Here is a 23,909-nt window from a genome sequence, read left to right on the forward strand (position 1 = left end):
GCCCGGCATCCCCCTCCGGGTGATCGCAATGTTCAGGAATGCGCCAGTCCTGTCCGACCGCGCGGTCGGCATCCTTTTCATCCTGCCGTTCGTGGGAACGGCGGTGCTGTTCATGATCTATCCGATCGCCGAGGCGATCCGATTGTCTTTTTTCAGCTACAATCCCCTGCGTCCGGATTCGAGCGCCTTCGTCGGCCTCGACAATTTCCGTCGTATCTTCGCAGATCCGCTGTTCTGGGAGTCCTTCAGCCAGGCGACGATTTGGACCCTGACGTCCATCGCGCTCCAGACGCTTCTGGGCATGAGCATCGCCCTGCTTCTGAACCAGGCGCTCCGTGGCATCTCGATCTTTCGAGGGCTGCTCCTGTTTCCCTATATCGTCCCGACCGTGGTCATCGCCCTGATCTGGCGTTGGATTTTCAATCCCGAGATCGGCGTGATCAATCACGCGCTCCTGAGCGTGGGCATCATTTCCGAGCCGATCTACTGGCTGTCGACCCCCAGCATGGCCATGGCGTCGACGATCATGCTCAATGTCTGGAAGTACACGCCGTTCGTGGTGATCACCGTGCTGGCGCGGCTCCAGTCCGTGCCGCTCGAGTTGTATGACGCCGCCAAGGTGGACGGGGCCGGTCCGCTGCGCCGCTTCATGGACGTGACCCTGCCGCAGCTGAAGGAAGTGCTGATCGTCATCATCGTGTTCCGTACGATCTGGACCTTCAACAAATTCGAGGAGATCTACCTGCTGACCAAGGGCGGGCCGGGAACCTCCACCTTCAACCTTGCCGTCTATTCCTACGAGCAGTCGATCGCCAGCCTGAAGCTGGGCGTGGGCGCGGCGACGGGCGTGGTGATGATGGTGATCCTGCTGGTCGGCAGCATCGTCTACCTTCGCGTGTCCGGCTTCGGCAAAGAGGAGAAATCGTCGTGAGGCGCTACGACTACGGACAGATGCTGCGGACAGGCTTCTCCTACCTGGTGCTGTCCACCGTCACCTTCGTCATGTGCTTTCCGCTGATCTGGGCGTTGTCGACCTCGCTGAAGCCGAAAGACGAGATCTTCGCGACGCCGCCAACCCTGATCCCGCACACTGTGACGCTGGAGAACTACGAGGCGCTTGTGACGGGACGTCCGCAATATTTCCAGTCCGGCGGCCAGTCCGTCGACACCGGCGCCACGCCCGCGCAGTTCTTCACCAGATGGTTCGCAAACAGCGTGATCGTCGCGTTCGGAGCAACCCTCATCAGCATCGTCGTCTCGACGCTCGCGGCCTATAGCCTGACACGGTTCAGCTATTGGGGACGGAACATCGTCCCCTACTTCAGCCTGCTCGGCTACATGGTGCCCTCGATCATCTTCGTGTTCCCGCTGTTCCTCATTCTCGTTCGGCTGGAGCTGACCGATACGCTGTGGAGCCTGATCCTCGGCTATGTCTGCATAACGCTGCCGTTCTGCATGTGGCTGATGTGGGCGTTCATGCGGTCGATTCCGATCGAGATCGAGGAAGCGGCCCTGATCGACGGGGCGTCGCGTCTCCAGGTATTCCGCCAGGTGGTGCTGCCGACGGCGATGCCGGGCATCATCGCGGCGGCGATATTCTCGATGATCGTCTCTTGGAACGACTACCTGTTCGGGCGCGTCTTCATGAACTCGCTCGACAACCTGACCCTGACCGTCGGCGTCATGCTGTTCTTCGAGGGAACGCACGTCGACTGGGGGCTTCTCATGGCTGCATCGGTGCTGATGACCGTTCCGATGGCCGTACTTTTCATGGCCCTGCAACGCCACCTCGTCGCCGGCTTCGGCGCGGGCGCGGTCAAGGGCTGAGTTTTCAAGGGCTGAGACTACAGCGAGATTTTCCTTATGGATGTGAGCCTCGACAAAGTCGCCAAGAGCTACGGTTCGAACCAGGTGCTCAAGGAAGTGGACCTCGTCTTCCCGAGCCGGAAGTTCACGACCCTCCTGGGGCCGTCGGGCTGCGGCAAGACCACGCTGCTGCGCATGGTGGCCGGACTGGAGCCGATCACGGCCGGGACCATCCGGTTCGGCGACAAGGTCGTCAACAAGCTGGCGCCACGCGACCGCGACATCGCGATGGTGTTTCAATCCTACGCGCTGTATCCGCAGATGACGCTGCGAAAGAACCTCGGCTACGGCCTGCGCGTTCGTGGCACACCGGCCGCCGAGATCAACGAGGCGGTGGAGCGCGTGGCGCGCATACTGGAGATCGACCATCTGCTCGACCGGAAGCCGGCGCATCTGTCAGGCGGTCAGCGCCAACGCGTCGCGCTCGGACGGGCGATGGTACGGCGTCCCAACCTGTTCCTGATGGACGAGCCGCTGTCGAACCTCGACGCCAAACTTCGCGTGACCATGCGTGCCGAGCTGCGGCGGTTCCACCTCGATCTCAACGCCACGACCATCTACGTCACGCACGACCAGCTGGAGGCGATGAGCATGTCGGACCTCGTCGCCGTCATGCACGCCGGCGCGGTACAGCAGTTCGGGACACCGGCGGAGGTGTACGGCAAACCGGCCAATCTTTTCGTGGCAGGCTTTATCGGCAGTCCGCCGATGAATTTCCTCCAGGGAGAAATCACGTCGTCGAATTCCGACCGGACCTTCATGTCTCCGACGGTTTCGAGCAAGGTTCCGGAATGGTCCGAGCACCTTCAGACCGGCCAGAAGGTCACGTTGGGTATCCGGCCTCAGGACATTGAAATCGTGAGCGACGGTACGCCAGCGGATTTCGTGGGCCGTGTCTGGGTGGTGGAGCTTCTGGGATCCGAGAAGCTTCTGGAAATCGAACTGGACGACAAGTCGCGCATCAAGGTTCAGGTCCGCGCGGAAATGGATTTTGATGTCGACACGATTGTTAGATGCCGCATCAACCGCGAGCGCGCCCATCTATTTGACAATCAGTCAGGCGCAAATCTGATGCGGTGAACAAAACAACGACCAGTAGAGGGATCGAACCACCCCGGTTTCGCCGGCGGGTCCGACTCCTGAGAATGTGGTGACATCACAGGTGAGAGACCGACCGCCCGGAAGATCGCGTGACGGCCGGACCAAAGACGGGGTGAGTCCACCCGGTGCAGTCTCTCACTGCCGGACCGGAGCATTCAGACGGGGCGACCTATCCGAAACATCTGCGAGAGGTGGCGCGCCGCTTCGTCCAGCTTTGGCGAGACGAGCTCGATGTATGCTTCATCATCCTCGATAGAACTCCTGAACGTGATCAGCCCGACTGCATAGTTCACGCTTCCGGTTGCGCTCTTCACCGGAAACGCGATCCCCCACAGCGACGGATCACTCTCACCTATCGACACGGCATAACCGCGGTCGCGTATCTCCTCCAGTTGGGCCCGCAGTTCCGCCGGAGAAGCGATCGTGCGGTCGGTCAGCCGCTCCAAAGGTTTCTCGAGGAATTTGTCGATCCGGGACCGTGACTGGTAGGCAAGGATCAGTTTGCCGCTCGCCGATGCGTGCATCTGGAAGCTTGGCCCCGGATGCACGGATGGAGATCGCATGACCGTCGGCATTTTGACGACAAACAGCGATACCTTGTCCTCGAAGAGACCGGCAAGATAGACGGAGACTCCGAGACTGTCCGCGACAGTTTGAAGTTCGCGCTCGGCGTTTAGCGAGAATGATGCGCCACCGCTGATGAAACTGCTGATTTGTTGTAGCCGCGGCCCAACGACATAAGCGGCGTGCCGCCCTTCTCCCTTGAGAAAGCCGATATCGACGAGCTTGCGGACAACGCGGTACGTAGTCGGCACCGGCAACGCCAGATTCTCCGCAATCCGCGCAATGGTCATCCCCTGGGGTTCCATTGCCACAAGCTCTGCTATGGCTGCGGCACGGCGCAGCGGTTCGGACGATTCTGCCATCTTTCAGCTCTTAGCGCCTGAATTCGGATAGGACGTTATGGTTCTCAAGGCTCGTGCCTGGCCGCGCGTGAGGATGCCCGTGTGGGCGCTGAAAGTTCGGGACTATGCAGATGCGACTGTCTGCTTGAAGTCCGAGGCGAGAGCACCCGAATTGTCCGCGCCGGGCGGAAACTGGCTCTGCCCTCCATCGCCGCGCCCGCATCTCAGGATCCCCGGCGAAGGTCTTCGGCCCATCGAGCCGGCTCGGTCCAAGACATCACGATATCCAACCGACCGGCGGAGTCTATCAAATCACAACCCACTGATGGCATTCACCTCTTCGGATAAGATACTTTGTCGACAACATCCATCCCAGCCAGATCTCCCGGCCAACCATCATCGGGGTCGGCGCCATGAATGACGCAATCCACGCGACGTGCGCGCCAAGGCGATCCACAGAACGATCCGGGGGCCATCAGTAACTTGCGAATTTTGAAATATGAAGTCAGATTGCCGACTTGTGCGGCATTCCTCAGAGTGGCCAGGGAGGACACCCGTGGACTGTCTAGAAGGCGCATCGCATCTCTTGACTAAAGACCAGCTTCGCGTCGCCGCACGCGACACCCGCATGCGCATTCGCTCAGGAACAATAAACACGCAGACGTCAGGCCTGATGCCTGGGATCGTCCAAGCGAACATTGCCATCCTGCCGCACGCATGGGCCGAGGATTTTGTACGGTATTGCAGGCTCAATCCGAGGGCCTGCCCCCTGATTTCCGTCGCCCGTTCGGGGGAGTACATGCTGGAGGACCTAGGCGACGGTATCGACATACGTACCGACTTGCCGCGCTACCAGGTTTTTCGCGAGGGCGAGCCGGTCGACGATCCGACAGACATCATCGACATCTGGCAGGACGACTTCGTTACCTTCGTCATCGGCTGCTCGTTTTCTGTCGAAGAAGTGCTTCTGCAGGCAGGCATACCACTGCGACACCGGAAATTTGGCCAGGACGTATCGATCTTTCGCACGACTATTCCAACAGCACCCTACGGGCCGTTCGGGGGGCCTGTGGTCGTGTCAATGCGCCCATTCTCCCGGATCAACGCGGATCGCGCCATCAAGATCACCTCGCGCTATCCGAAGATGCACGGCGCCCCCATCCATGCCGGCGATCCCTCCGAGATCGGCATCTCCGATCTGGACGCCCCCCAATGGGGCGTCCGCACGCCCATGGAACCGGACGACGTCCCGCTGTTCTGGGCGTGCGGCGTCACTCCGCAGGCCGCTTTAGCGCAAGCAAGACTGCCCATCGCCATCACGCACAAGCCGAGTCACATGCTGATTACCGACAAGCTTGTCGCGGAGTACGCATTGGGCTGAGAGAGGAAGCGGCGAAACCGTCGGCATCGTCTTTCCGCCGGGATGCCGCGCCCTCGTTTCACGTCACTCAATTGCCCATCATCGTCCCTGGCAGCCACAATGCCAGTTGCGGAAACAGGACGATCAGGACCACCGCGATCAACATCATCAAGAAGAACGGCGCAGACATGGCCGCCACCTTCAGGATGTTGTGACCGGTCAGCCCCTGAATGACAAACAGATTGAACCCGACCGGTGGCGTGATCTGGCTCATCTCGACAACCAGGACAAGGTAGATGCCGAACCAGATGACATCGAGCCCGGCTGCCTCGACCATGGGCAGTATGACGGACGCGGTCAGCACGACAATGGAGATGCCATCGAGAAAGCAGCCAAACACGACAAAGAACAGCGTAAGCACGGCAAGAAGCGCATACGGGGACAGATTGAGATCGACAATGAACTGCGCCAGCGCCCGCGGTATACCGGTATATCCCATGGCCACCGTCAGCACCGCAGCGCCGGCGAGAATAAGTATGATCATGCAGGACGTACGCGTGGCGTTGCGCAGTGCGTCGACAAAGGTGTCGCGGTTCAGCGTACCGGTGAACCACGACAGCCCCAACGACAGCACGACGCCTATCACGGCGGCTTCGGTCGGCGAGGCAAACCCGCCGTATATCGATCCGATCACGCCAATGACCAGAGCCAGCACCGGAAACAGGCGCCGCGTCTGCCAGAGACGCTGCAGATAGGGGATGCGCGGGTCTGCCGGCGGCATCCGGCTGCGGTTAGCGAGCGCCCAGACCACCGTGTATCCAATGAATAAGGCCGCGAGCATCAACCCCGGGATCACACCGGCAATGAATAGGCGCGCAATGGATTGCTCGGTCGCAGCTCCGTAGACGATCAGAATGATGGACGGCGGAATAAGCAGCCCAAGCGTGCCCGACCCGGCGAGCGAACCGATTGCCATCCGCTCGTCGTAGCCGCGCTTCAGAAGTTCCGGCAGCGACATGCGGCCAATAGTGGCGGTTGTCGCTGCCGAGGAACCGGAAACGGCGGCGAAGATGGCACATCCCAGGATGTTCGCGTGCAGGAGTCGTCCCGGCAGCCGACGCACCCAAGGCGCGAGCCCCGCGAACATGTCTTCGGCGAGACGAGAGCGGAAAAGGATCTCACCCATCCAGATGAACATCGGCAACGCCGTAAGATCCCAGGAGTTTACGGCGCCCCAGACCGTGGTCGTCATCACCGCGCCGGGCGGTACCGACACCATCAGGAAAATCGCTGCGAGCCCTGCTGTCATAAGGGCTAGCGACACCCACAGCCCTGCTGCAAGAAGAAGAAGCAGGAGCACACCAACGACAAGGGATACGGTCAGAAGATCCATCACAACTCCTCCACGGAGTCGCCGGAAAGATACGAAGGCTGGCGCCCACGCAATACGGCGATTAGATCCTGCAGGAGCGCGATCGTGAATATGCCTATTCCCAATGCCATGACGGACTGGGGCATCCACAAGGGCACGGGAAGTATCCCATACGATAACTCGTTGAAACGATGACTGTCGGCAGCAAGCCTGACCGCATAGAGAAAGAAGAATCCGGAAAGCGCTACACCGGCCATGAGCACGAACGCCTCCGCGACTCTCCGCTTTCGCCTCGAAAGCGCGGACAAGCCCAAAGTCACCCGGATCTGGGCACCGGCACGTAGCGAACCGGCCAGTGCCAGAAAGGACGCCCCAACAAGCAGGAAACCGGCGATCTCGGCCAACGAGGGTACAAGGAACCCGTAGGGTGGAAGCCCCATCAAGCCGAGCACGAAATCCGCAACACGCCCCAAGACTTGGGCGGACGCCAAGAGCGCGATCAGGCACAATGCCGCCATCGCAAGCCGTTCGGCGCCACCGTAAAGCCAATCGAGAGCTTTTCGCACCATCATCGCCCCTTCGATAATTTTGCACCGCTGCCGATACGCAAGGCGCAGCGGCCTGACGGCGCAAATCCGCCGTCAGGAAAACGCTCGAGCCATTAGTTCTCGTAGGCTTCCAGAATGGCCCGGCCGTGATCGCCGGCCTTTTCAGACCACTCGGCCGCCATCTGGCTTCCGATAGCCTGCAGGCCTTCCTTGAGCGCGGCGCTGGGTGTGGTGACGACAATGCCGTTGTCTCTCAGGACCTGAGTCTTTTCCTCGGTTTCCCGGCGCGATGCTTCCCAGCCGCGCACCTCGGCAGCTGCAGCGGCATCGAGCACGGCTTGCTGCTGGTTCTCCGGGAGAGCATCGAAGGCGGCCTTGTTGACGAAGACCATATTGCGCGGCAGCCAGGCCTGCGTGTCGGAATAATGCGAAACGAAATCCCAGACCTTGGAATTCGCGCCGGTCGAAGGAGATGTGATCATTGCTTCCACACGACCTGTGGCGAAAGCGGTAGGCAGATCCGGCACCTCGACCTGCGTTGGCAACGCGTCGACAAGCTGCGCCAGTCGCTCGGTGGTGGCATTGTAGGCGCGTATCTTCAGGCCCTTGAGATCGTCGACCGACAATACTTCCTTCTTCGTATAGACACCCTGGGGCGGCCACGGCACGGAGAAAAGCAGCTGTAGCCCCTGCTCCTGCAGCTTTTCCGCAAGCGCACTTTTCGACGCGTCATAGAGCTTCCATGCATCGTCATAGCTGCTCGCCAGGAAGGGGATGGAATCTACCTCGTATATCAGGTCTTCATTGGACAGGCGCGAAACCAGCACTTCGCCGATTGGCGCAAGCCCCTGACGCACGGCGTTTTTTATCTCCGGGTGCTTATAGAGAGAGCCACTGGAGTGGACGGTGATCTCAAGCTCGCCATCGGTCGCCTCCTTCACGTCCTCGGCAAACTGGATGATGTTCTGAGTGTGGAAATTGGCGTCCCCGTAAGGCACGGGCATATCCCATGTCGAGGCAGTCGCAATATTCACGGCCGCCATGCCGGCCACAGCCGCAATAGCAAACTTCGCCGAGATGCTGTGCATTTTTCCTCCAAATACGTATATGCTTCGATTTTACACTACAAACACGCGCGCATTCCGAACAAAGAACTATCTCTATTCTGAAAGCACGATGAACTCTCAAGTATTACGACGGCGACCCACGCCTTACAGCCCGAAACGATCTGCCCTCGCAGCTCTTCCCGCCGGACCGGTTCAACGCGAGAGCGCCGCCGCACGCAACGCGCCCCGGATCTTCGATGTCGCATCCGTATTGACAGTCCAGTCGCACTCGTCGATCTCGACCCCGTAGACGTCGCGCGCCTGCGCGGGCGAAACGTAGCCTTCGATCACGTCCTCTAGAACGGCGAGCGCGTCGCGACGCCAGGGCTCGCCAAAGCCGCCACCGCCCGGGAGCTTGAGGGTCGTGACCGTATCGGACGGAAGCAATGCTGAAATCTTGGGTTTCAGGTCCAGCCCTTTTGAATTACCCAGTGTTCCGGTCTGGCCCGGGCTACCACCGTGAAGGCCCGGCGCGGGGTGCCGTGTTCGTTCATAGAGGCCGGAAATCAGGTAGTCTTCGTCCGTCAGGACCTCGATCTGCATTTCCTGGCCAAGGCCACCGCGAAACTCTCCGGGGCCACCAGAGTCCCCGCGCAATGACCGCTCGTGAATGACCAAGGGCGCCAGCGACTCCATAACCTCGACCTGGACGCCTGCGATGCCGGACGGATACGCGGTGGCGGACATGCCGTCCTTGCCGCTCATTGCGCCGGTGCCGCCCGCCGAAAACCAGGTGTAAGAGAAATGCCGGCCGTTTCTGTCAGATCCAGAGATATGCGTATCCCAGAGCGCGTCGAACCCCGGCGCCATCACGCAATCGGGAAGGGCGTCTGCAAGTGCCCCCATTACCACCGAAGGCAGGAAATGCCCGATAAGATGACGCCCACCGACAGCGGCCGGATACTTCGCGTTCAGAAGTGAACCTTCCGGGGCGACCGTGGTCAGCGGCAGGAAACTTCCTGCATTGTTTGGAATATCTCCGGCAATGGCGCACTTCACTCCGTAATTTGTATACGCAGCGGTGTAGTTCAGCGTCACGTTGACCCCGAGAGGCACCGGTCCGGGAGAGCCTGCGTAATCAACCGTCAGGTTGCTGCCCTCGACGATCAGCTTCGCCTTCAGCACGAGCGGCGTATCGAAACCGTCGACGACAAGCTCGTATTGATAGTTCCCGTCCGGCAACGCGTGAATCCTTTCACGCATGGCGGCTTCCGAGCGATTAACGATTTCGTCCGCCAGCTCCTCTATGTCGTCGAGATTGAACTCGTCGAGAAAGCTGAGCAGTTGTGTGGCGCCGTGCTCATTCCCGACGATCTGGCAATGGATGTCGCCAAGCACCTCTCTGGGAGTGCGGACATTCTGCTCTATCAACTCCCACAGTGGCTCGACCTTTCGCCCTTGATCGAGCAGCTTCATCACCGGGATGTAGAGGCCTTCCTCAAATACCGAGCGCGAGTCTGCCGAGAGACCACGCCCCCCGATATCCAGGGCATGACAGCAATTGGCCAGCACCGCGATGCAACGGCCGTTCTTGAAGACAGGCGTCGCCACCGTAATGTCGTTGAGCTGCGAAGCGGTGAGCCAAGGATCGTTCGTTATCAGAACGTCGCCTGGCTTGAGCGTATCGATCGGGAACTTGGCCAGCATGTGAACCATGCCGGTCGCCATCGAATTGATATGTCCGGGCGTACCGGTTACGGCCTGCGCGATCATCCTGCCGCGCCGGTCAAACACCCCCGCGGCCAGGTCGGCTGCGTCCCGCACGATCGAGGTGAAGGATGACCGCATCAGCGCTGCGGCCTGATCGTTTGTCGTCGCTATCAGCCGCGACCACAGAATGTCCAAGGTGATCTGATCAATAGCCATGCTCGAAGCCCTCCTCAGCCCGCGTGTTTCAGATTGACCACAAGGTTGCAGTACTCATCGACGGACACGGTCGCACTGCCATTGATGACGACGGTCGATTCCCGTTCCTCGACGATTGCAGGCCCTTCGAAGGTCGCCCCTGGGGGCAGGAGATAGCGATCGTAGACGTTGACTGGCTGCATCTGTTTCACCTCGGAGATGTAGATGTCGCGCCGACCCTTCACCGCCGCCTCAACGGTCCTCGGGGCGCCCTCCTGAGTTGACTTCAGCACCAGTTCCGGACGCCGTCCCTGCGCGACGACGCGCCACGACACGACCTCCGCGTCCGCATTCATCGTGTGCCCGTAGATCGAGGTGTAGACCTGCTCGAAGGCACACATCACTTCGTCGCAACGCGATCGTTCGAAGTCATCGATCTCGATCGGCACGCGAACCTCGCTGCCCTGCAGGACGTATCGCATGTCCGCGAAGACCTTGAAGGTTAGGTCTTCGTCTCCGACAGCTTGGGCAACAACCGTGCGGGCTTCCGCCTTCATCTCCTCGATGAGTCGGCCGGTCTCTTCCCAGTCAAGATGCTTGAGCTGCCGCGGCCGAGACCGGGCGAGACTGGTGGAGATCGGAGCTGTCAGAAATCCGAGCGCCGACATGACACCGGCGCCCAGCGGATAGCCGACACTCGGGCAACGCAGGATGCTGGCAACGCCGTAGGCATGCATCGGCCCGGCCCCGCCCGTGGCGAACAACGGAAAGGTCGCGATATTCTTGCCGCGCTCGATGGTGTGAATGCGAGCGGCCGAGGCCATACTTTCGTTGGCAAGCTGATGGATACCGTAAGCCGCCTCGACTGGGCTCAAGCCGAGCGGGTCGGCGATCTTTCGCTGTATGACGTTACGTGCTCTTTCGACGTCGAGCTTCATCCTCCCGCCGAGGAAGAAGTCCGGATCGAGGTATCCCAGCACGAGGTTCGCGTCGGTCACCGTTGGCTCGTCACCGCCCCGCCCGTAACAGGCCGGACCCGGCTCTGCACCAGAACTGTCCGGACCGACTCGAAGCCGTTTCATCGCATCGACACGCGCGACGGAACCGCCGCCGGTACCGATCTCGATCATTTCAACCACCGGCACCTTCACCGGCAGCCCGGAGTGTTTCTTGAACTGATACTGGCGATCGACCTCGAACTCATTGGTGATCAATGGTTCGCCGTCCGCGATGACACAGGCCTTCGCGGTCGTTCCGCCCATATCGAAGGCAAGGATGTCGGGATAGCCGAGAAGCGCGCCGTAATGGGCAGCGGCCAACGCACCACCAACCGGCCCCGACTCGATGAGCCGGATCGGCTTCTGCGCGGCTTCTTCGATATCGCACAAGCCGCCGTCGGACTGGATAATGAACAGCGGCGCCTTGAGGCCGGCCTCGCTGACAGCGCGTTCGCGCAGCCGCTTCAAATACCCCTCTGCGATTCGCTTCACATAGACATTGGCAAGAACAGTCGAACCGCGCATGTACTCGCCGATCTCAGGCACGAGGTCGCACGACAGACTGACTGATATATGCGGGGCGTCTTCGGCAAGGATCTCTCCGACGCGCCTTTCATGCGCGTCGTTGACGTAGGAATGGAAGAGCGAAACGCCGACGGCCTCCACCCCGTCTCTCACCAGCTGCTTCACCAGCGCCCGCACATCATCGTCGTCGAGCGACTTACGGACAGTGCCGTCCGCCAGCATGCGTTCGTCGAGCTCAAAGCGAAGACGACGCGGCGCGAGCGGATTGGGGCGCTTGATGCGCAGATCGTAGATCTCGTAGCGATGCTCACGCGCGATCTCGACCGCATCGCGGAAGCCCTTTGTGGTTATCATCGCGGTACGGGCGCCTTTGCGCTCGATCAGCGCATTGGTGAAGAGCGTCGTGCCGTGCACGATGCTCTCGACGCCAGCCCGGTCCGCAGCGGCGGCCGTCAAAACCCGATCCACCCCTTCGATGATTGCATCGTCCGGCTGGCGTGGCGTGGTCAAAATCTTGCCAAATTCGAAAATTGAACCGTCATCACTGACCAACACGATATCGGTGAACGTGCCACCAACATCGGCCCCTACGCGCAGTTTCATACGGCTTATTCCCTCCAGACCCGACAGCGACCGGCATGTTGTCGGCCATCTGAATTTCACTTAACTTTCAAAATATGAAATATAATATCCATTGGCGTGTCAATCGGTTTTTTGCGCTTATCCCGCTCCAGGACACGACGGGACGTGACCGCGGCCATGCGCGAGCATCGGATCTGGATATCTGAAGGACTGGGAGGTACGCGTTCTGGTGATGGACGACTGCACGAAGGCAACCGGGGTTTCAGGCGCCTCGCCAACACCGCCGGGTCGGGCGCCCACGATCAGAAATCGGTCGGTGGTTCGGCTGGTCGACGAACCTATTGCGTCGCATCCTGGACACCCCCCCTACCTCGGCGACCGCATCGGTCAATTTATGGCGCAGGGATTCCGCTGCCTCCGTACCTTTGGCAGGTGATTGGAGAAAGACTGGGCCAGCCTCCGGCCATTTCTCAACGCGGCATAAGACCTACCGAAAGCCTGAACGTTGCCGTGAACGGGCTTGGTGCCCCCCGGCCCTGTCCCACCTTTGCCATGGTGACGCGAGCCACCATTGGCGGCTTGAAACAAACTCCACACCCTTCCCTGAAGAGAGGAAAAGCTTCGCCCCAACAATAAAGAGGTGACTAATGTCCGGCACGACCGCTAAAGAGTTCAACGCATTTGCGGGATTACTTCATGCTGGCAGCGGCGGCACTTTCATGCGCCTGCCGCATGTCGCAGCGGACGCGCAGACCATCACCGAAAACGGGATCAACGTCGCTTTTCTCGGCTTCCCTTGGGACGCAATGTGCATCAGTCGGACCGGGGCAAACTATGGGCCCCGGGCCCTGCGGGAAGCCAGCGATCAGTTCAGCTTCTACAACGCGAATCTCAATCTCGATCTGAGGGAGCATTACAAGTTCGCCGATTGCGGCGATGTCCCAGTCGTCCCCGGGGCGGCAATACGCACGATGGACCGCGCTGAAGCAATGATCCTTGACGTACTCAAGGGCGGCGCCATGCCGGTCGTACTCGGTGGCGACCACTCGGTCACAATTGCCTGCGCGCGGGCGTTTCGCAAACACCATGACAACCCTGGATTGATCCTTGTAGACAGTCATTTCGACACTGCCATCGACGTCGGCGGCGAAGAGCTAAACCATGCCTGCCCGATCGCGCGCGCTATCGATGCCGGATTCGATCCGCGCAAGATCGTCATCATCGGCACCAACGGCTGGCTCAATCCGAAGGCGGAGCTCGAATACGCTCGCGAACAAGGAATCTCTTTGATGCCCCTCGAAACGATCATGGAAAAGGGGCCGATCGCAGTGGGCCGTGAAGCCCGGGCAATCGCCGGGGCCGGCACCGATAGCGTTTACCTGACCTTCGATATCGACGCGATCGACGGCGCCTACGCGCCCGGCACAGGCGTCCCGGCCCCCGGCGGACTCACCTCCCGCGAGGCCATCGCCCTCGTATCCGAACTCGGCAGAGGCGGGCTAGGCGGCCTGGATGTCGTTGAAGTTTCGCCGCCTTACGACCATGACGGAATCACCTCGAGATTGGCCGTCAGGCTAGTCCTCGAGACCCTTGCCGCAACCACCACTCGATGAACACCCTGCTCCCGTAAACGTCCACGAGATCAGCCGGGAGACTCACCATGCTCGCAGTTTGCCAAGGCCTCCCGTCAAATAGCTCCAGGAATGGGACCATCGCTTCGGTGGGACGCGCTGCCGCCACGGCTGCAGCCGTCGCCGCGAGCATCGACGCGCCATCCCTCGGCGCGCTTGCCGATGTATCGCGCGAACCCGCGATAGGAACCGTCTTCGGAGTGCCCGAAAGGGGTGGGCGACGCGCGCTCAGCACCATCGTCGCGATCCGCTCCCACAGAATCAGGCCGGACTTCTGCTACGATAGAGAATTCCATGAAAAGGCCCGGTCGCTCGCCAGGGCCGGAGAAGAAGAATCTTTGTCTAAACGGCAGACACGGTCCCCAGTTTCGAGGTTCCACGGACTCCGGTGTGCAGTCGTGCGCCGGGGAACGGCGTTTGCGTCGCCCACGCCAATCTGTGCGGTCAGGAGGGTGAACTGCAGTATACCGGCATGAGTTGCATCATCGGCCCGGAGGGGCGGGACAGTGCGAACACGGGGGGTAAAGGCGCCGCACTCCTATTCAGCGCCACGCACACGCTGGCGCGAGCCGCACCGGAGCGTGATCTGCAGGCCAATGCCCTGTCTACAGGCTGACGGCATGGCCCCCTTTCGCTGCCAGTGGTCTTCTGGACAAAGGCAAGCCGGCGAATGCCGGCAATGGCCCACACTGGTAGCCCCGGCTCCTATGTGCGGCACGGCGGATTGAGGGCTTGGCTGGCGTGGAGAACGAGTCAGGCATCGACCCTCCCGGCATAGCAGGCCAGAGTGCCGTGCTCTGCGAACTTGCGGATATGATCCGCTTCGTCGGCAAGCCGGAATTTTACGACCGGGCATCCCAGATGCTGGCCGGTGCGCTTCGCTGCAAGCGACGGCTGGTCATGCGCTACTCTGCCTATGACAAGCCTGCCTTCATTGTGAACGAGGCCCTGAACGATGACGGAGTCGCGTTCTACCTCGCCGGCATCTACCGCATTGATCCGCTGCACAGACACGTCCGCTCGAGCGTTGCGCCGACGGTCGTCAACCTTCGGTCCCTCGCCCACGAAATCGATGAGAAGTACTTCCTCGAGTTGAGCAAGATGTCGATCTTCGATGAGATCGCGGTGGTCTTGCCGGCCTATGGTGGCGTGACGATAGCGTTCTGCTGCGAGCGCCATCGGGTCCGTTTTGAGCCCCAGGATTACAATTTGGCCAACGCTTTCCTGCCTCTACTGGATGCGCTGCACAAGCTCCACATGGACCGGCTGTTCTCCGCGGCACGGGCGCTCGGTCGCGAGCGGCTGACCGAGAATTTCGGGGACGCGCTGCTCGTGCTCGACCGGCGCGGAGACGTGGCGTACGCCAACGAAGCCTGGTCGAACAACACGGATGCGGCGAACGCGCTGCCGCAGGTCGTCCGGCAGATCGCCGACTCCGGACCAGGCCACCTGCAGCTCGACGGGCAACAAGTGATCCACTGGGAGCAACTTCCACCCGACTTTTCGTTGGCGCCGTGCGGGCATCTGGTGATCCTTGAACACCGTTCGCCAGGGCCGTTGGCGACGTCCGGCGACGCCGCGCTCGAGGCCTTCTGCCGACAGAAGGAACTCACGCCTCGCGAGGCCGAGATCGTTAGATTGTCGTTCGTGGGTCTGCCCAATGCGGCAATCGCGAAACAGCTTGGTGTTTCCGTCGGTACGGTCAAGAACCACCGCTGGCGACTTTACTACAAGCTCGATATCACAACCGAACGCGAGCTGTTCCACCAGTTCCTGTCGACGCTGATTGCGATCGAGAACTCCGAATGCGAGCTGGAGGCTCATTAGTCGAGACCAGCCTCCGGGCCGCTTTCAGGCGAGGCGGTTCGAAGGCTCTTCGCCAACCAGAAGACGCTCGATGCCCTCCACCAGCACGTCGGCCATCGATACCCTGCCCTCGACAGTCGCACTTCCGATATGCGGCAGCGCGAAGACGCTAGGCATCCGAAGATAGCGCGGATCGACCGTCGGCTCGTTGTCGAAGACGTCGAGCCCGGCAGCGGCGACATGCCCGGACATAAGCGCCTCGATGAGCGCGTTATCGTCGATCAGTTCGCCGCGCGAGATGTTGACGACAATGGCCCCCGGCTTGAGCCAAGCGATCCGCTCCGCGTTCAAGAACTTGCGGGTGTGTGGCGTCAAGGAGGCCGACAACAGGAGAATATCGCAGGACCCGAGAAAATCCCGATCATCGGCGATGAAACGGGCGCCATACTCGACCGAACGCGGCAGCTGTGTCCGGCTGCGGTAGGCGATGTTCATGCCGAAGGCCTGGGCTCTCGTGGAGACCTCGCGGCCGATGCTGCCCATCCCGTATATGCCGAGGACCTGTCCCCTCAGCTCTCTGCCAAGCAGCAGTGTCGGGGCGAAGCCGGACCAGGTGCCGGATCGGATAAGGTCGAACCCCTCGACAACGCGACGCGCCGCGCCAAGCAGAAGCGTCATCGCCAAATCGGCTACCGAATCGGCGAGGACGTTCGGTGTGTTGATCACCGCTTTGCGATGGCGACGTGCCGCCTCGATATCGACGTGGTCATGGCCGGCCGAATAGAGCGCTATGATCTCGACGGAATCCGGCAACGCTCGGAATAGCGCATCGTCCAGTGTGTACCTGGGGGTGGTGACGACCACGCGCACGCCCTCCGCTGCCGCCAGCAGACCCGGGACCGTGTGGTCACGACTGGCGAGAACAGACACGTCGGAAAATGCGCTACGGAATACGCGGACAGCCTCGAGAGGCAGGTCGTCCGCGATCAGAATCGGGCAGGGGTTGTCCCTGGAGTTCAGCGGCGATTCGTCCAGAATTGAAACCGACGCCCAGGGGTGATTGTCGGCGCTGTCCATAGGTTCCGTTCGCGGACTAGCGAGCCTCGTCAGCAAGTCGCTTGGTTGCATCCCCGGGTGGCGTGGCCACGCGGATCTCTTCGCCGAGAATGTGTTCCAGTCCCTTGACGACGGCGGTGCTGTCGAGCGCGCCATAGCCGAGCGCACGACCGAGCTGGTAAACCTCCGTCGCCGCGTTCGCGATGCCGAGCGGAAGCTTTGTCGCCTCGCGCCCTAGCTTAACCGCCTGGCTCATATCCTTGTAGGCAATGTCGAGGCGCGCCTCTGCCTCGAACTCTCCGGCGAAGACCTTAGGGACCATCCACTGGATGATCGGACTGTTGGAGTGCGAATTGGTGAGCATGTCGAAGAACGGTGCCGAGTCCAGTCCGAGCGCCTTCGATAGCGCGAGGCCTTCCGCCACCGCGGCCACCTCGATGAAGCCGATCATGTTCTGGACGAGCTTGGCTGCGTGGCCGGAGCCGATCTCGCCGAAATGGTAGAGATGTTTGCCGAAGGCTTCCAACAACGGACGGATCTGCTCGAAGGCGGCGATATCACCGCCTGCCATGATGGAGAGCGTTGCATCGCGCGCGCCTTCGGTTCCACCGGTGACGGGCGCATCGATCAGGCGGCCGCCGGCCGCGGCAAATTGCTCGGCCAGGCGTCGCGTGTCGGCGGGATAGCAGGTCCCCATATCCACGGCCAGGTAGCCGGGCGGCATCCCGGCAGCGATGCCATCGTCGCGGAACAGGACGGATTCCACCTCGTGCGACGTCGGCAGGATCATCAGTGCGACGTCAGTAGCAGCGGCGGCTTCGGCGGGAGAGCCGACTTCAACGGCCCCTGCCTTCACCAGCCGTTCGATGGGCTCGCGGTTGCGATTGACGGTTACGAACACCTCGTGGCCGGCGCGCAGCAGATGACCTGCCATCGGCTCGCCCATCAAACCCGCACCCAGAAATGCAACTTTCATTACGATCATGCCTCTTGTGAAGTTTCGGCGGGGCTTACGCCCATGTAGTGGTCCAGCACATGTGCCGAGACCACGTCTTGCGGCGTCCCACGCCACTTGATCACGCCCTTCTCGACGATATGAACGACGTCGCCGATATCGAGCATGAGTCCGATGTTCTGCTCCACGATGACGATCGCCACCCCTTCGGATGCCAGCTGTCGCAACACGACACCGATCTGGCTGACGAGCCTGGGCATCAGGCCTTCTGTGGGCTCGTCCATGAGAAGCAGTTGGCAGCGCATCGACAAGCTGCGAGCGATACCGACCAGTTGCTGCTGACCGCCGCTCAGGGTCCCAGCCGGAGAATCGAGCTTTGGTTCGATCTCCGGAAGCACTTCCAGGATCTCGGACAAGGGTCTGGGCGAACGAACCGTGCTCGCGGCCACCTGGATGTTCTCGCGCACGGACAGCTTGGGGAAGCCCCTGACATCCTGGGGCATGTAGGCGACCCCGAGGCGCGCGATCGCATCTGTTGTCAGGCCACGCGCGGGTTCGCCAAGGATCGTGACCTCACCCTCGATCCGCGGCCCAAGTCCCATAACGGACTGCAATAGGGTCGTCTTGCCGGCGCCGTTGCGGCCCAGAATAGCTGTGACCGTTCCCGGTTGCGCGACAAGGTCGATGCCGTGAAGGACCTGCGCCTTGCCGTAGTATGCCTTGAGGTTAGTGGCCCGCAGCGCTTCCAAGGTACAATTCCTTCACAAAGGGGTCGCGCAAGACATCGCCGGGAATACCCGAAGCCGCAACGGCGCCGGCCGCCAGGACGGTCACCTGGTCGGCGGTCTGATTGACGACGTTCATGTCGTGTTCGATGATCACCGCACAGACCTGCCGCCGCAGACGATCCTGGATAAGTCCTATCATCCTGTCCGTCTCGGCGATGCTCATGCCCGCTGTCGGTTCGTCGAGCAGCAGAACCTTCGGGTCCGTAGCCAGGGCCATTGCGATTTCGAGGATACGTTGGTCGCCATGCGACAACGTATTGACTTCCCTGTCGGCTAGCGCCTCCAGGCCCGTAAGGTGGAGCAGCGCGGAGCGGCGGGTGCCGTCGGCGTCCATTCCACGCGAAGCCAGGTGCATGTGCTCGGCCACGGTCATTCCGGGAAACAGGCTGGTAATCTGGAATGTACGTGCCAGGCCGCGCCTGGCACGGTGTTGCGCGGGACGACCGGTGACATCCTCCCCGTCGAGCCAGACGCGACCCCGCGTCGGCCCGAATACACCGCTGACGATGTTGATGAACGTCGTCTTGCCCGCGCCGTTGGGGCCGATGATCGCGCGGATCTCGCCTGCGCTCACTTCGAGCGAAACATCATTCAGGGCGTGGAAGGCACCGAACGACTTGCTGATGCCTTCGACCCGGAATACGTACCGATCTTCTGGAGAGCGCAAGTCTCACCCCTTCGTCAGGTCGACGTCCGCGGGGTAGAGCGTGCTCTGCCAAGGCGCGACATCGAACTTTGACAGCAGGCCATCCCGGATCTGCAGCAGATAGATGTCCATGAACGCCTGGTGGTCCTCGGCCCGCATGCTCACATCGCCGAGCGGGAATAGTGGTCCGCGCTGATAGGTGGGGACCGTCTCGGCATGCTTGATCAGAGCCGCCGTGTCGTCCTTCGTCGTCCAGCCGCTCTGTTCGACATTCGCCTTGATGAAGCCAAGCGATTGCGCGATCCCGCGGATCATTGATCCACCCGCCGCCTTGCCACTCGCCGTCTCGATACCGTTCTCGTCGATGCCAAGGGCCTTGTAGATGGCGCCCATCTCGGACGACGGCATGTCCGCCAGCGCAATCGGGGCCGTCTCGATACCGAAGGTGCCCTCCCCCTGCGGACCGAGTTCCCGGTAGTCGAACAGCGAGAAGCTCAGTCCCGCGAGGACGATCTTCTGCGGGTAGCCCGAACTCCGGATCAACTGCACGGCCTGCAGTGCATTGAGCACCGGGATGTAAATGCCGTCGACAGAGCGGTCGATCCGCGCCACGAACGGCAGAAGGTCGGCGGCATCGACGGGGATCGCAGTAGCCGAGGTGACCTCACCGCCGGCAGCCGTGACGCCCGTCTGCCACCAGTCCCGTTCGGACTGTCCCCACTTGATGTCCGCAAAGAACGTCGCCCAGCGCTTGCCGATCGACTCGACCAGTTTCTGCGCGGCGCCGGCGGCGGTCGCCGCGGAGTTGGTCGTCATCCGAAACTGATACGGCACCGCGTTGCCGTTCGCAGTCGTCGCCTCGGACGTGCTCATCGTCATGTAGAGCGTCTTGTTCTCGTTGGCGATCTTGTTGCTCGCGAGAGCTATGGACGAAATTTCCGAGCCGATGACGAAGTCGACCTTCTCCTCGAGGATCAGGTTGCGAAGCTGGGTCACGCCTGCGTCCACGTCCGACTTCGTATCGACGGTCACCAGTTTGATCGGTCGGCCGGCTATACCGCCGGTGTCATTGATCCACTTGGTGAGGCCGGTAGCGGCTTTGTCGCGCCAGTACCCTGTGGCAGCGTCCCAGCCCGTCAGCTCGCACTGATGGCCGATCACGATCGGCTCGCCCGACGCCGGCGCGGCAATCGATCGTTTTGTCGATCCAAGCACCCCTGCCGAAGCGACGGCAGCGGCAGTCGACGCGAGAAAGTGGCGGCGAGTAACTTTGGTGTTCATGGCGTTTCCCCTTTTCTGTTTTCTAGTTCAACGGCGTTTGTGGTTTCTCAGCCCCATCACGCCCTGTGGTAGCCACAAGGCGATCGCGATCAGCATGAGCCCGATGATGAGATCGACGCGGACGGTCCAGCGAGCCAGGATTTCTGACGTCAATTGCACGACCAACACGCCGATCGGGCCGCCGTAGACCGAAGTGACGCCGCCCACGGCAGCCCACAGGATCGATTTCAGCGACATGGACAGGCTGACGACATCGATTGCGACGTGACGGGAGATCAGCGCATAGAGCGCTCCGCCGAGGCCGGCGAGACCGCCGGCGGCGGTGAACACGGAGAGCCGGTAATAGGCCGAATTGTAGCCGAGCACCTGCGCACGCACGGCATTCTGCTGCACGGCCCGCACGACGCGCCAGGTATCGGTGCCCGAAAGCACCCAGTAGCCAATGAGAACCGCTGCGAGGATGGCCGCGCTCAGCAGCAGCATCTCGATATTCGGGCCGACGCTGATCGGGAAGCCGATCAGGTGGTAATCATGATTGGGCAGCGGCAAGCCGTCCGCCCCGCCCGTCACCGCGACCGTCGCGCTGCCAAGGACCGAGAAGGTGACGGCGAAGATGATCGTACCAATCGCCGCGCCCGCATGGGACATACGCAACACGAGGCTGCCGAACACCAGGGCTACCAACGCGCCTCCGGCGGCGCCGGCGAACATGATCAGCAACAGGTTTCCCTGCAGCCATATGCTGAGCCACACGGCGACATAGGCTCCGGCTCCGAAGATCGTCGCTTGCGTCACGCTTGGAATGTTGGCGTACGAATAGGCCAGCGTGAAACTGATCGCGAGGAACATCCAACTCACGTATCGCGCCAGTACCCCGCTCCAGAATTCGCCGAGCAGTGGCGCAGCCGCGCAAATTGCGGCAAGTACCGAGATTGACAGGATGACGCCGATCCGGTCTCTCATGCCCGCCCCCCAAAGAGTCCATTCGGACGCATCAGAAGCAGCGGCAGGAAGAGCGCGATTGCTCCGACCTCGGCGTAGGTCGGGGAGACGAACACGGACAAGACGCCCCGCGCGACGCCCATGATCGCGGCGGCCGCAACGGCGCCCCCGAGGCTACCCAGTCCGCCGACAACGACGACGATAAAGGCCGGGCCGAGAACCGACATGCCCATCTGGTGGCTTACCATTGTCATCGGCGCGACGAGCACGCCCGCCAGGGCGGCCAGCGCGGCGCTTAGCACGACGATGACCCTGTAGACGCGCTCAACCGGCACGCCCGACGCCATCGCAAGTGTCGGTGACTGCGCAACACAGCGGATCCAGAGACCGATGGAGGTCGATTTGAGGAAGACCCAGAACGCGACGAGGATGCCGATGGCGAGCCCGGCGGCGACCAGGCGGTAGGTCGGATAGTAAAAGCCGAGAATGCTCACCGCGCCGGAGATCGGCGGCTGCACCAGGCGCGGCGATCCCCCGAAAATGGCCAGCATCGCGTCGTTGATGACAAAGAGCAAACCCGACGTCGCGACAAGCCCGACCAACATGTCCTTGCCGATCGTCGGCCGGAGCACGAAGCGGTAAACGGGAATGCTCACGATCGCGGCAACCAGCGGCGCCACGATGACAGCCACCCAGAAACTGCCGAACTGATTGACCGAGTACCACGCGATGACGGCACCAACGGCGTAGACCGAGCCGTGCGCCATGTTCAGCAAGCCGAGAAGGCCGAATACCGCGTTCAGCCCCAACGCGATGAGGCCGAGAAACATCGCCCACACGAAGCCGTTGATGATCTGGAATGCAAGTGAGTACCAATCCACGGAAGTTGTCCCTGCATGAATGGAGTCAGCCACGGTCCGCGCGATAGTTGGAACGCTATGGGGCCGCGGAGGGGTGCCACAACCGTGACTGAAGTCATGTCAGCCGAGCGGCGCAACGACCTCCGCCACCGGTAGCAGCAGGTGCGCGTCGCTGAATTTCATGTGGCGACTGATGCGATCGAACCGGAAGGGTCCGGGCAGCGATCTGCGCCCGGTCGTGCCGCATACTCTCGTGCGGGCCCGACGCCGGCGTGCGCAACCGAACACGCTCCCGGTGCCCATGCAGGGCTGGCCGGGTTCCTCCGGCCAAGGTCGCCTCGGCACCGTAGGGTGTTCTTTGATCAGCGCGTTTTCGTTTAACGGCCCGGTACGACCAAGCGAGCGTTTGGGATCTCATCAGATTAGATGACACGCCGTTCGGCCAGCCGATGGTACCGGTCGAAAAGAGGGTTCTTGTTTCCCTTCGCCACTTCGTTCTGCCCTTCAAAGTCGAACAGTGCGCGCGACCCTTTGACCACGGGCGCAACCTGGGCAATGCGAACGCTCTCATATGCAGCCAAAGCGCTCTCGACACCGTCGTAGGACCCGAGGCACTGGCAAAGGACATCGACGTCTTCCAGAGCCTGGTTCGCCCCTTGAGCCATGCCGGGCAACACCGGGTGCGCTGCATCTCCCGCAAGGGTGACCCGACCTTTGGACCAGTTCTTCAGGGGACGGACGAAATCCCGGAGACCGTTCCGGATGATGGTCGACGTGTTGGTCGCGGCAATGATGGCGGGTACAGCGCTTCCGTGCCAGCCGCCGAAGAAGCCGGTAACCTCCTCCACGTTCTGCGTGACACCGTCGGCCGCGGCGAACCAGTAGGCTTTTCCGCCACCCATGGGCAGGTAGCCGAAATGCCCATCCGTTCCCCAGACCTCCACTTCCGTTTTCGGATCCGCATGGACGTCGGCGACATTGAACAGGCCACGCCAGCGCACCCGCTCGTCGGCGCTGAACTCCTGCGGTCCGAAGAGCGAGTTTCTGACAGCGGACGCGACACCGTCGGCGCCAAGAACCACATCGCCCCTTATGGTCTCGCCGTTGCCAAAGGTGCATACGGCCCCGGCATCATCTTGTTGAACCGAAGCGACTTCGTGACCGAGGCGGAGATTGTGACGACCGAGAGCATCGGAGAGCATCTTGCTTAGATGCCGGCGATGAACGCCATAGAGCGGCGCCCCGTACGTCTCGCGCCACCCCTTGACATCCTCGACCGCAATCAGCTCGCCCTCCGAGGAAAACGTACGATACTGGTCCAGGAACACACCGGTCTTTTCGAGCGCGGGCCGGAGACCGATCTTCTCGAGAACCCGGATTCCATTCGGCCAGAGATTCAGGCCGGCGCCGGCTGTGCGCAATTCGGCATCCTTCTCGCAAACCGTTACATCCCAGCCCATCCGTCCCAGGTATATCCCCGCGGTCAGACCGCTGATGCCGCCACCACAGATGATTGCACTCTTGGTCATTGCTCTGCCCTCCGGCATTCCACGGCGCGCGCCCTCGATGCTGCGGGTGGCCTGTCGAACATGCCCTCGCGCCCCTCTGTCCAGTTTTGATGTCTAGAAGTCGTGAAACGTGCCGCACGGCGCATTGCGCCGCCGACAGATCCACTCGAATGATGAGCCAGACGATCGTTCAAACGTGCCGGGCCCGAACGTCTTTCGGGAAATGGT

General features: G+C 61.5%; 20 protein-coding genes. 6 read left to right on the forward strand and 14 right to left on the reverse strand.

Annotation, left to right across the window (positions count from 1 at the left end):
- The first annotated feature begins 28 nt into the window (after positions 1–28).
- The 3 genes from MUB46_RS20445 to MUB46_RS20455 are packed head-to-tail and all read left to right on the forward strand — an operon-like array spanning position 29 to position 2,946.
- Entirely contained in the window at positions 29–931 is a 903-nt protein-coding gene (locus MUB46_RS20445) for a carbohydrate ABC transporter permease (RefSeq protein ID WP_261617824.1), read from the forward strand.
- Positions 928–1,827 carry a carbohydrate ABC transporter permease gene (locus tag MUB46_RS20450; protein ID WP_261617825.1) on the forward strand — a complete coding sequence of 300 codons (900 nt, stop codon included), beginning with the start codon at positions 928–930 and terminating at the stop codon, positions 1,825–1,827. The genes MUB46_RS20445 and MUB46_RS20450 overlap by 4 nt, the downstream gene beginning before the upstream one ends.
- Positions 1,828–1,863: 36 nt before the next feature.
- Positions 1,864–2,946 (forward strand): ABC transporter ATP-binding protein, encoded by a 1,083-nt coding sequence (locus tag MUB46_RS20455; RefSeq protein WP_261617826.1) that lies wholly within the window; start codon positions 1,864–1,866, stop codon positions 2,944–2,946.
- Positions 2,947–3,122: 176 nt separating this feature from the next.
- On the opposite strand, the gene MUB46_RS20460 is transcribed toward MUB46_RS20455, so the two are convergent.
- Entirely contained in the window at positions 3,123–3,893 is a 771-nt protein-coding gene (locus MUB46_RS20460) for an IclR family transcriptional regulator (protein ID WP_261617827.1), read from the reverse strand.
- Between the two features lie 535 nt (positions 3,894–4,428).
- Between MUB46_RS20460 and MUB46_RS20465 the strand changes: the two genes are divergently transcribed.
- Positions 4,429–5,253: a putative hydro-lyase gene (locus MUB46_RS20465; RefSeq protein WP_425256294.1), complete on the forward strand. Its 825-nt coding sequence runs from the start codon at positions 4,429–4,431 to the stop codon at positions 5,251–5,253.
- A 67-nt stretch (positions 5,254–5,320) separates the two neighbouring features.
- Here the strand turns inward: MUB46_RS20465 and MUB46_RS20470 are convergent, their stop codons facing one another.
- The 5 genes from MUB46_RS20470 to MUB46_RS20490 form a co-directional block, all read right to left on the reverse strand.
- A complete protein-coding gene (locus tag MUB46_RS20470; RefSeq protein ID WP_261617828.1) occupies positions 5,321–6,625 on the reverse strand; it encodes a TRAP transporter large permease in 1,305 nt (434 codons plus the stop codon).
- On the reverse strand, positions 6,625–7,176 hold the full coding sequence (locus MUB46_RS20475; RefSeq protein ID WP_261617829.1) for a TRAP transporter small permease: 552 nt from the start codon (positions 7,174–7,176) through the stop codon (positions 6,625–6,627). Before MUB46_RS20475 ends, MUB46_RS20470 begins: the two co-directional genes overlap by 1 nt.
- Positions 7,177–7,265: 89 nt before the next feature.
- Positions 7,266–8,240 (reverse strand): TRAP transporter substrate-binding protein, encoded by a 975-nt coding sequence (locus MUB46_RS20480; protein ID WP_261617830.1) that lies wholly within the window; start codon positions 8,238–8,240, stop codon positions 7,266–7,268.
- Positions 8,241–8,411: 171 nt separating this feature from the next.
- Positions 8,412–10,124: a hydantoinase B/oxoprolinase family protein gene (locus MUB46_RS20485; protein ID WP_261617831.1), complete on the reverse strand. Its 1,713-nt coding sequence runs from the start codon at positions 10,122–10,124 to the stop codon at positions 8,412–8,414.
- Positions 10,125–10,138: 14 nt separating this feature from the next.
- A complete protein-coding gene (locus tag MUB46_RS20490) occupies positions 10,139–12,229 on the reverse strand; it encodes a hydantoinase/oxoprolinase family protein (RefSeq protein ID WP_261617832.1) in 2,091 nt (696 codons plus the stop codon).
- A gap of 626 nt (positions 12,230–12,855) precedes the next feature.
- Between MUB46_RS20490 and speB the strand changes: the two genes are divergently transcribed.
- Positions 12,856–13,821, forward strand: coding sequence for an agmatinase (gene speB, locus MUB46_RS20495; protein ID WP_261617833.1), 966 nt, complete (start codon positions 12,856–12,858; stop codon positions 13,819–13,821).
- A 750-nt stretch (positions 13,822–14,571) separates the two neighbouring features.
- The gene (locus MUB46_RS20500; protein ID WP_261617834.1) at positions 14,572–15,666 is read left to right on the forward strand and encodes a helix-turn-helix transcriptional regulator; all 1,095 of its coding nucleotides are present in this window, start codon (positions 14,572–14,574) and stop codon (positions 15,664–15,666) included.
- Positions 15,667–15,690: 24 nt separating this feature from the next.
- Here MUB46_RS20500 and MUB46_RS20505 read toward each other — a convergent pair whose 3' ends face one another.
- From MUB46_RS20505 to MUB46_RS20540, 8 genes are all read right to left on the reverse strand, one after another.
- A complete protein-coding gene (locus MUB46_RS20505; RefSeq protein WP_261617835.1) occupies positions 15,691–16,722 on the reverse strand; it encodes a 2-hydroxyacid dehydrogenase in 1,032 nt (343 codons plus the stop codon).
- Between the two features lie 16 nt (positions 16,723–16,738).
- Positions 16,739–17,677 (reverse strand): NAD(P)-dependent oxidoreductase, encoded by a 939-nt coding sequence (locus MUB46_RS20510; RefSeq protein WP_261617836.1) that lies wholly within the window; start codon positions 17,675–17,677, stop codon positions 16,739–16,741.
- 5 nt (positions 17,678–17,682) lie between these two features.
- A complete protein-coding gene (locus MUB46_RS20515) occupies positions 17,683–18,405 on the reverse strand; it encodes an ABC transporter ATP-binding protein (protein ID WP_261617837.1) in 723 nt (240 codons plus the stop codon).
- The gene (locus MUB46_RS20520; RefSeq protein ID WP_261617838.1) at positions 18,383–19,111 is read right to left on the reverse strand and encodes an ABC transporter ATP-binding protein; all 729 of its coding nucleotides are present in this window, start codon (positions 19,109–19,111) and stop codon (positions 18,383–18,385) included. Before MUB46_RS20520 ends, MUB46_RS20515 begins: the two co-directional genes overlap by 23 nt.
- 3 nt (positions 19,112–19,114) lie before the next feature.
- Complete coding sequence (locus MUB46_RS20525; protein ID WP_261617839.1) at positions 19,115–20,371, reverse strand: ABC transporter substrate-binding protein; 1,257 nt, start codon at positions 20,369–20,371, stop codon at positions 19,115–19,117.
- Positions 20,372–20,398: 27 nt separating this feature from the next.
- Positions 20,399–21,334 (reverse strand): branched-chain amino acid ABC transporter permease, encoded by a 936-nt coding sequence (locus tag MUB46_RS20530; RefSeq protein WP_261617840.1) that lies wholly within the window; start codon positions 21,332–21,334, stop codon positions 20,399–20,401.
- Positions 21,331–22,227, reverse strand: a complete 897-nt coding sequence (locus tag MUB46_RS20535) for a branched-chain amino acid ABC transporter permease (protein WP_261617841.1) — start codon at positions 22,225–22,227, stop codon at positions 21,331–21,333. Before MUB46_RS20535 ends, MUB46_RS20530 begins: the two co-directional genes overlap by 4 nt.
- Positions 22,228–22,595: 368 nt before the next feature.
- The gene (locus tag MUB46_RS20540) at positions 22,596–23,702 is read right to left on the reverse strand and encodes an FAD-dependent oxidoreductase (RefSeq protein WP_261617842.1); all 1,107 of its coding nucleotides are present in this window, start codon (positions 23,700–23,702) and stop codon (positions 22,596–22,598) included.
- Positions 23,703–23,909: the final 207 nt, after the last annotated feature.

Origin of the sequence: Microbaculum marinisediminis (genome assembly GCF_025397915.1) — a bacterium.
Classification (GTDB): Bacteria; Pseudomonadota; Alphaproteobacteria; order Rhizobiales; family Tepidamorphaceae; genus Microbaculum; species Microbaculum marinisediminis.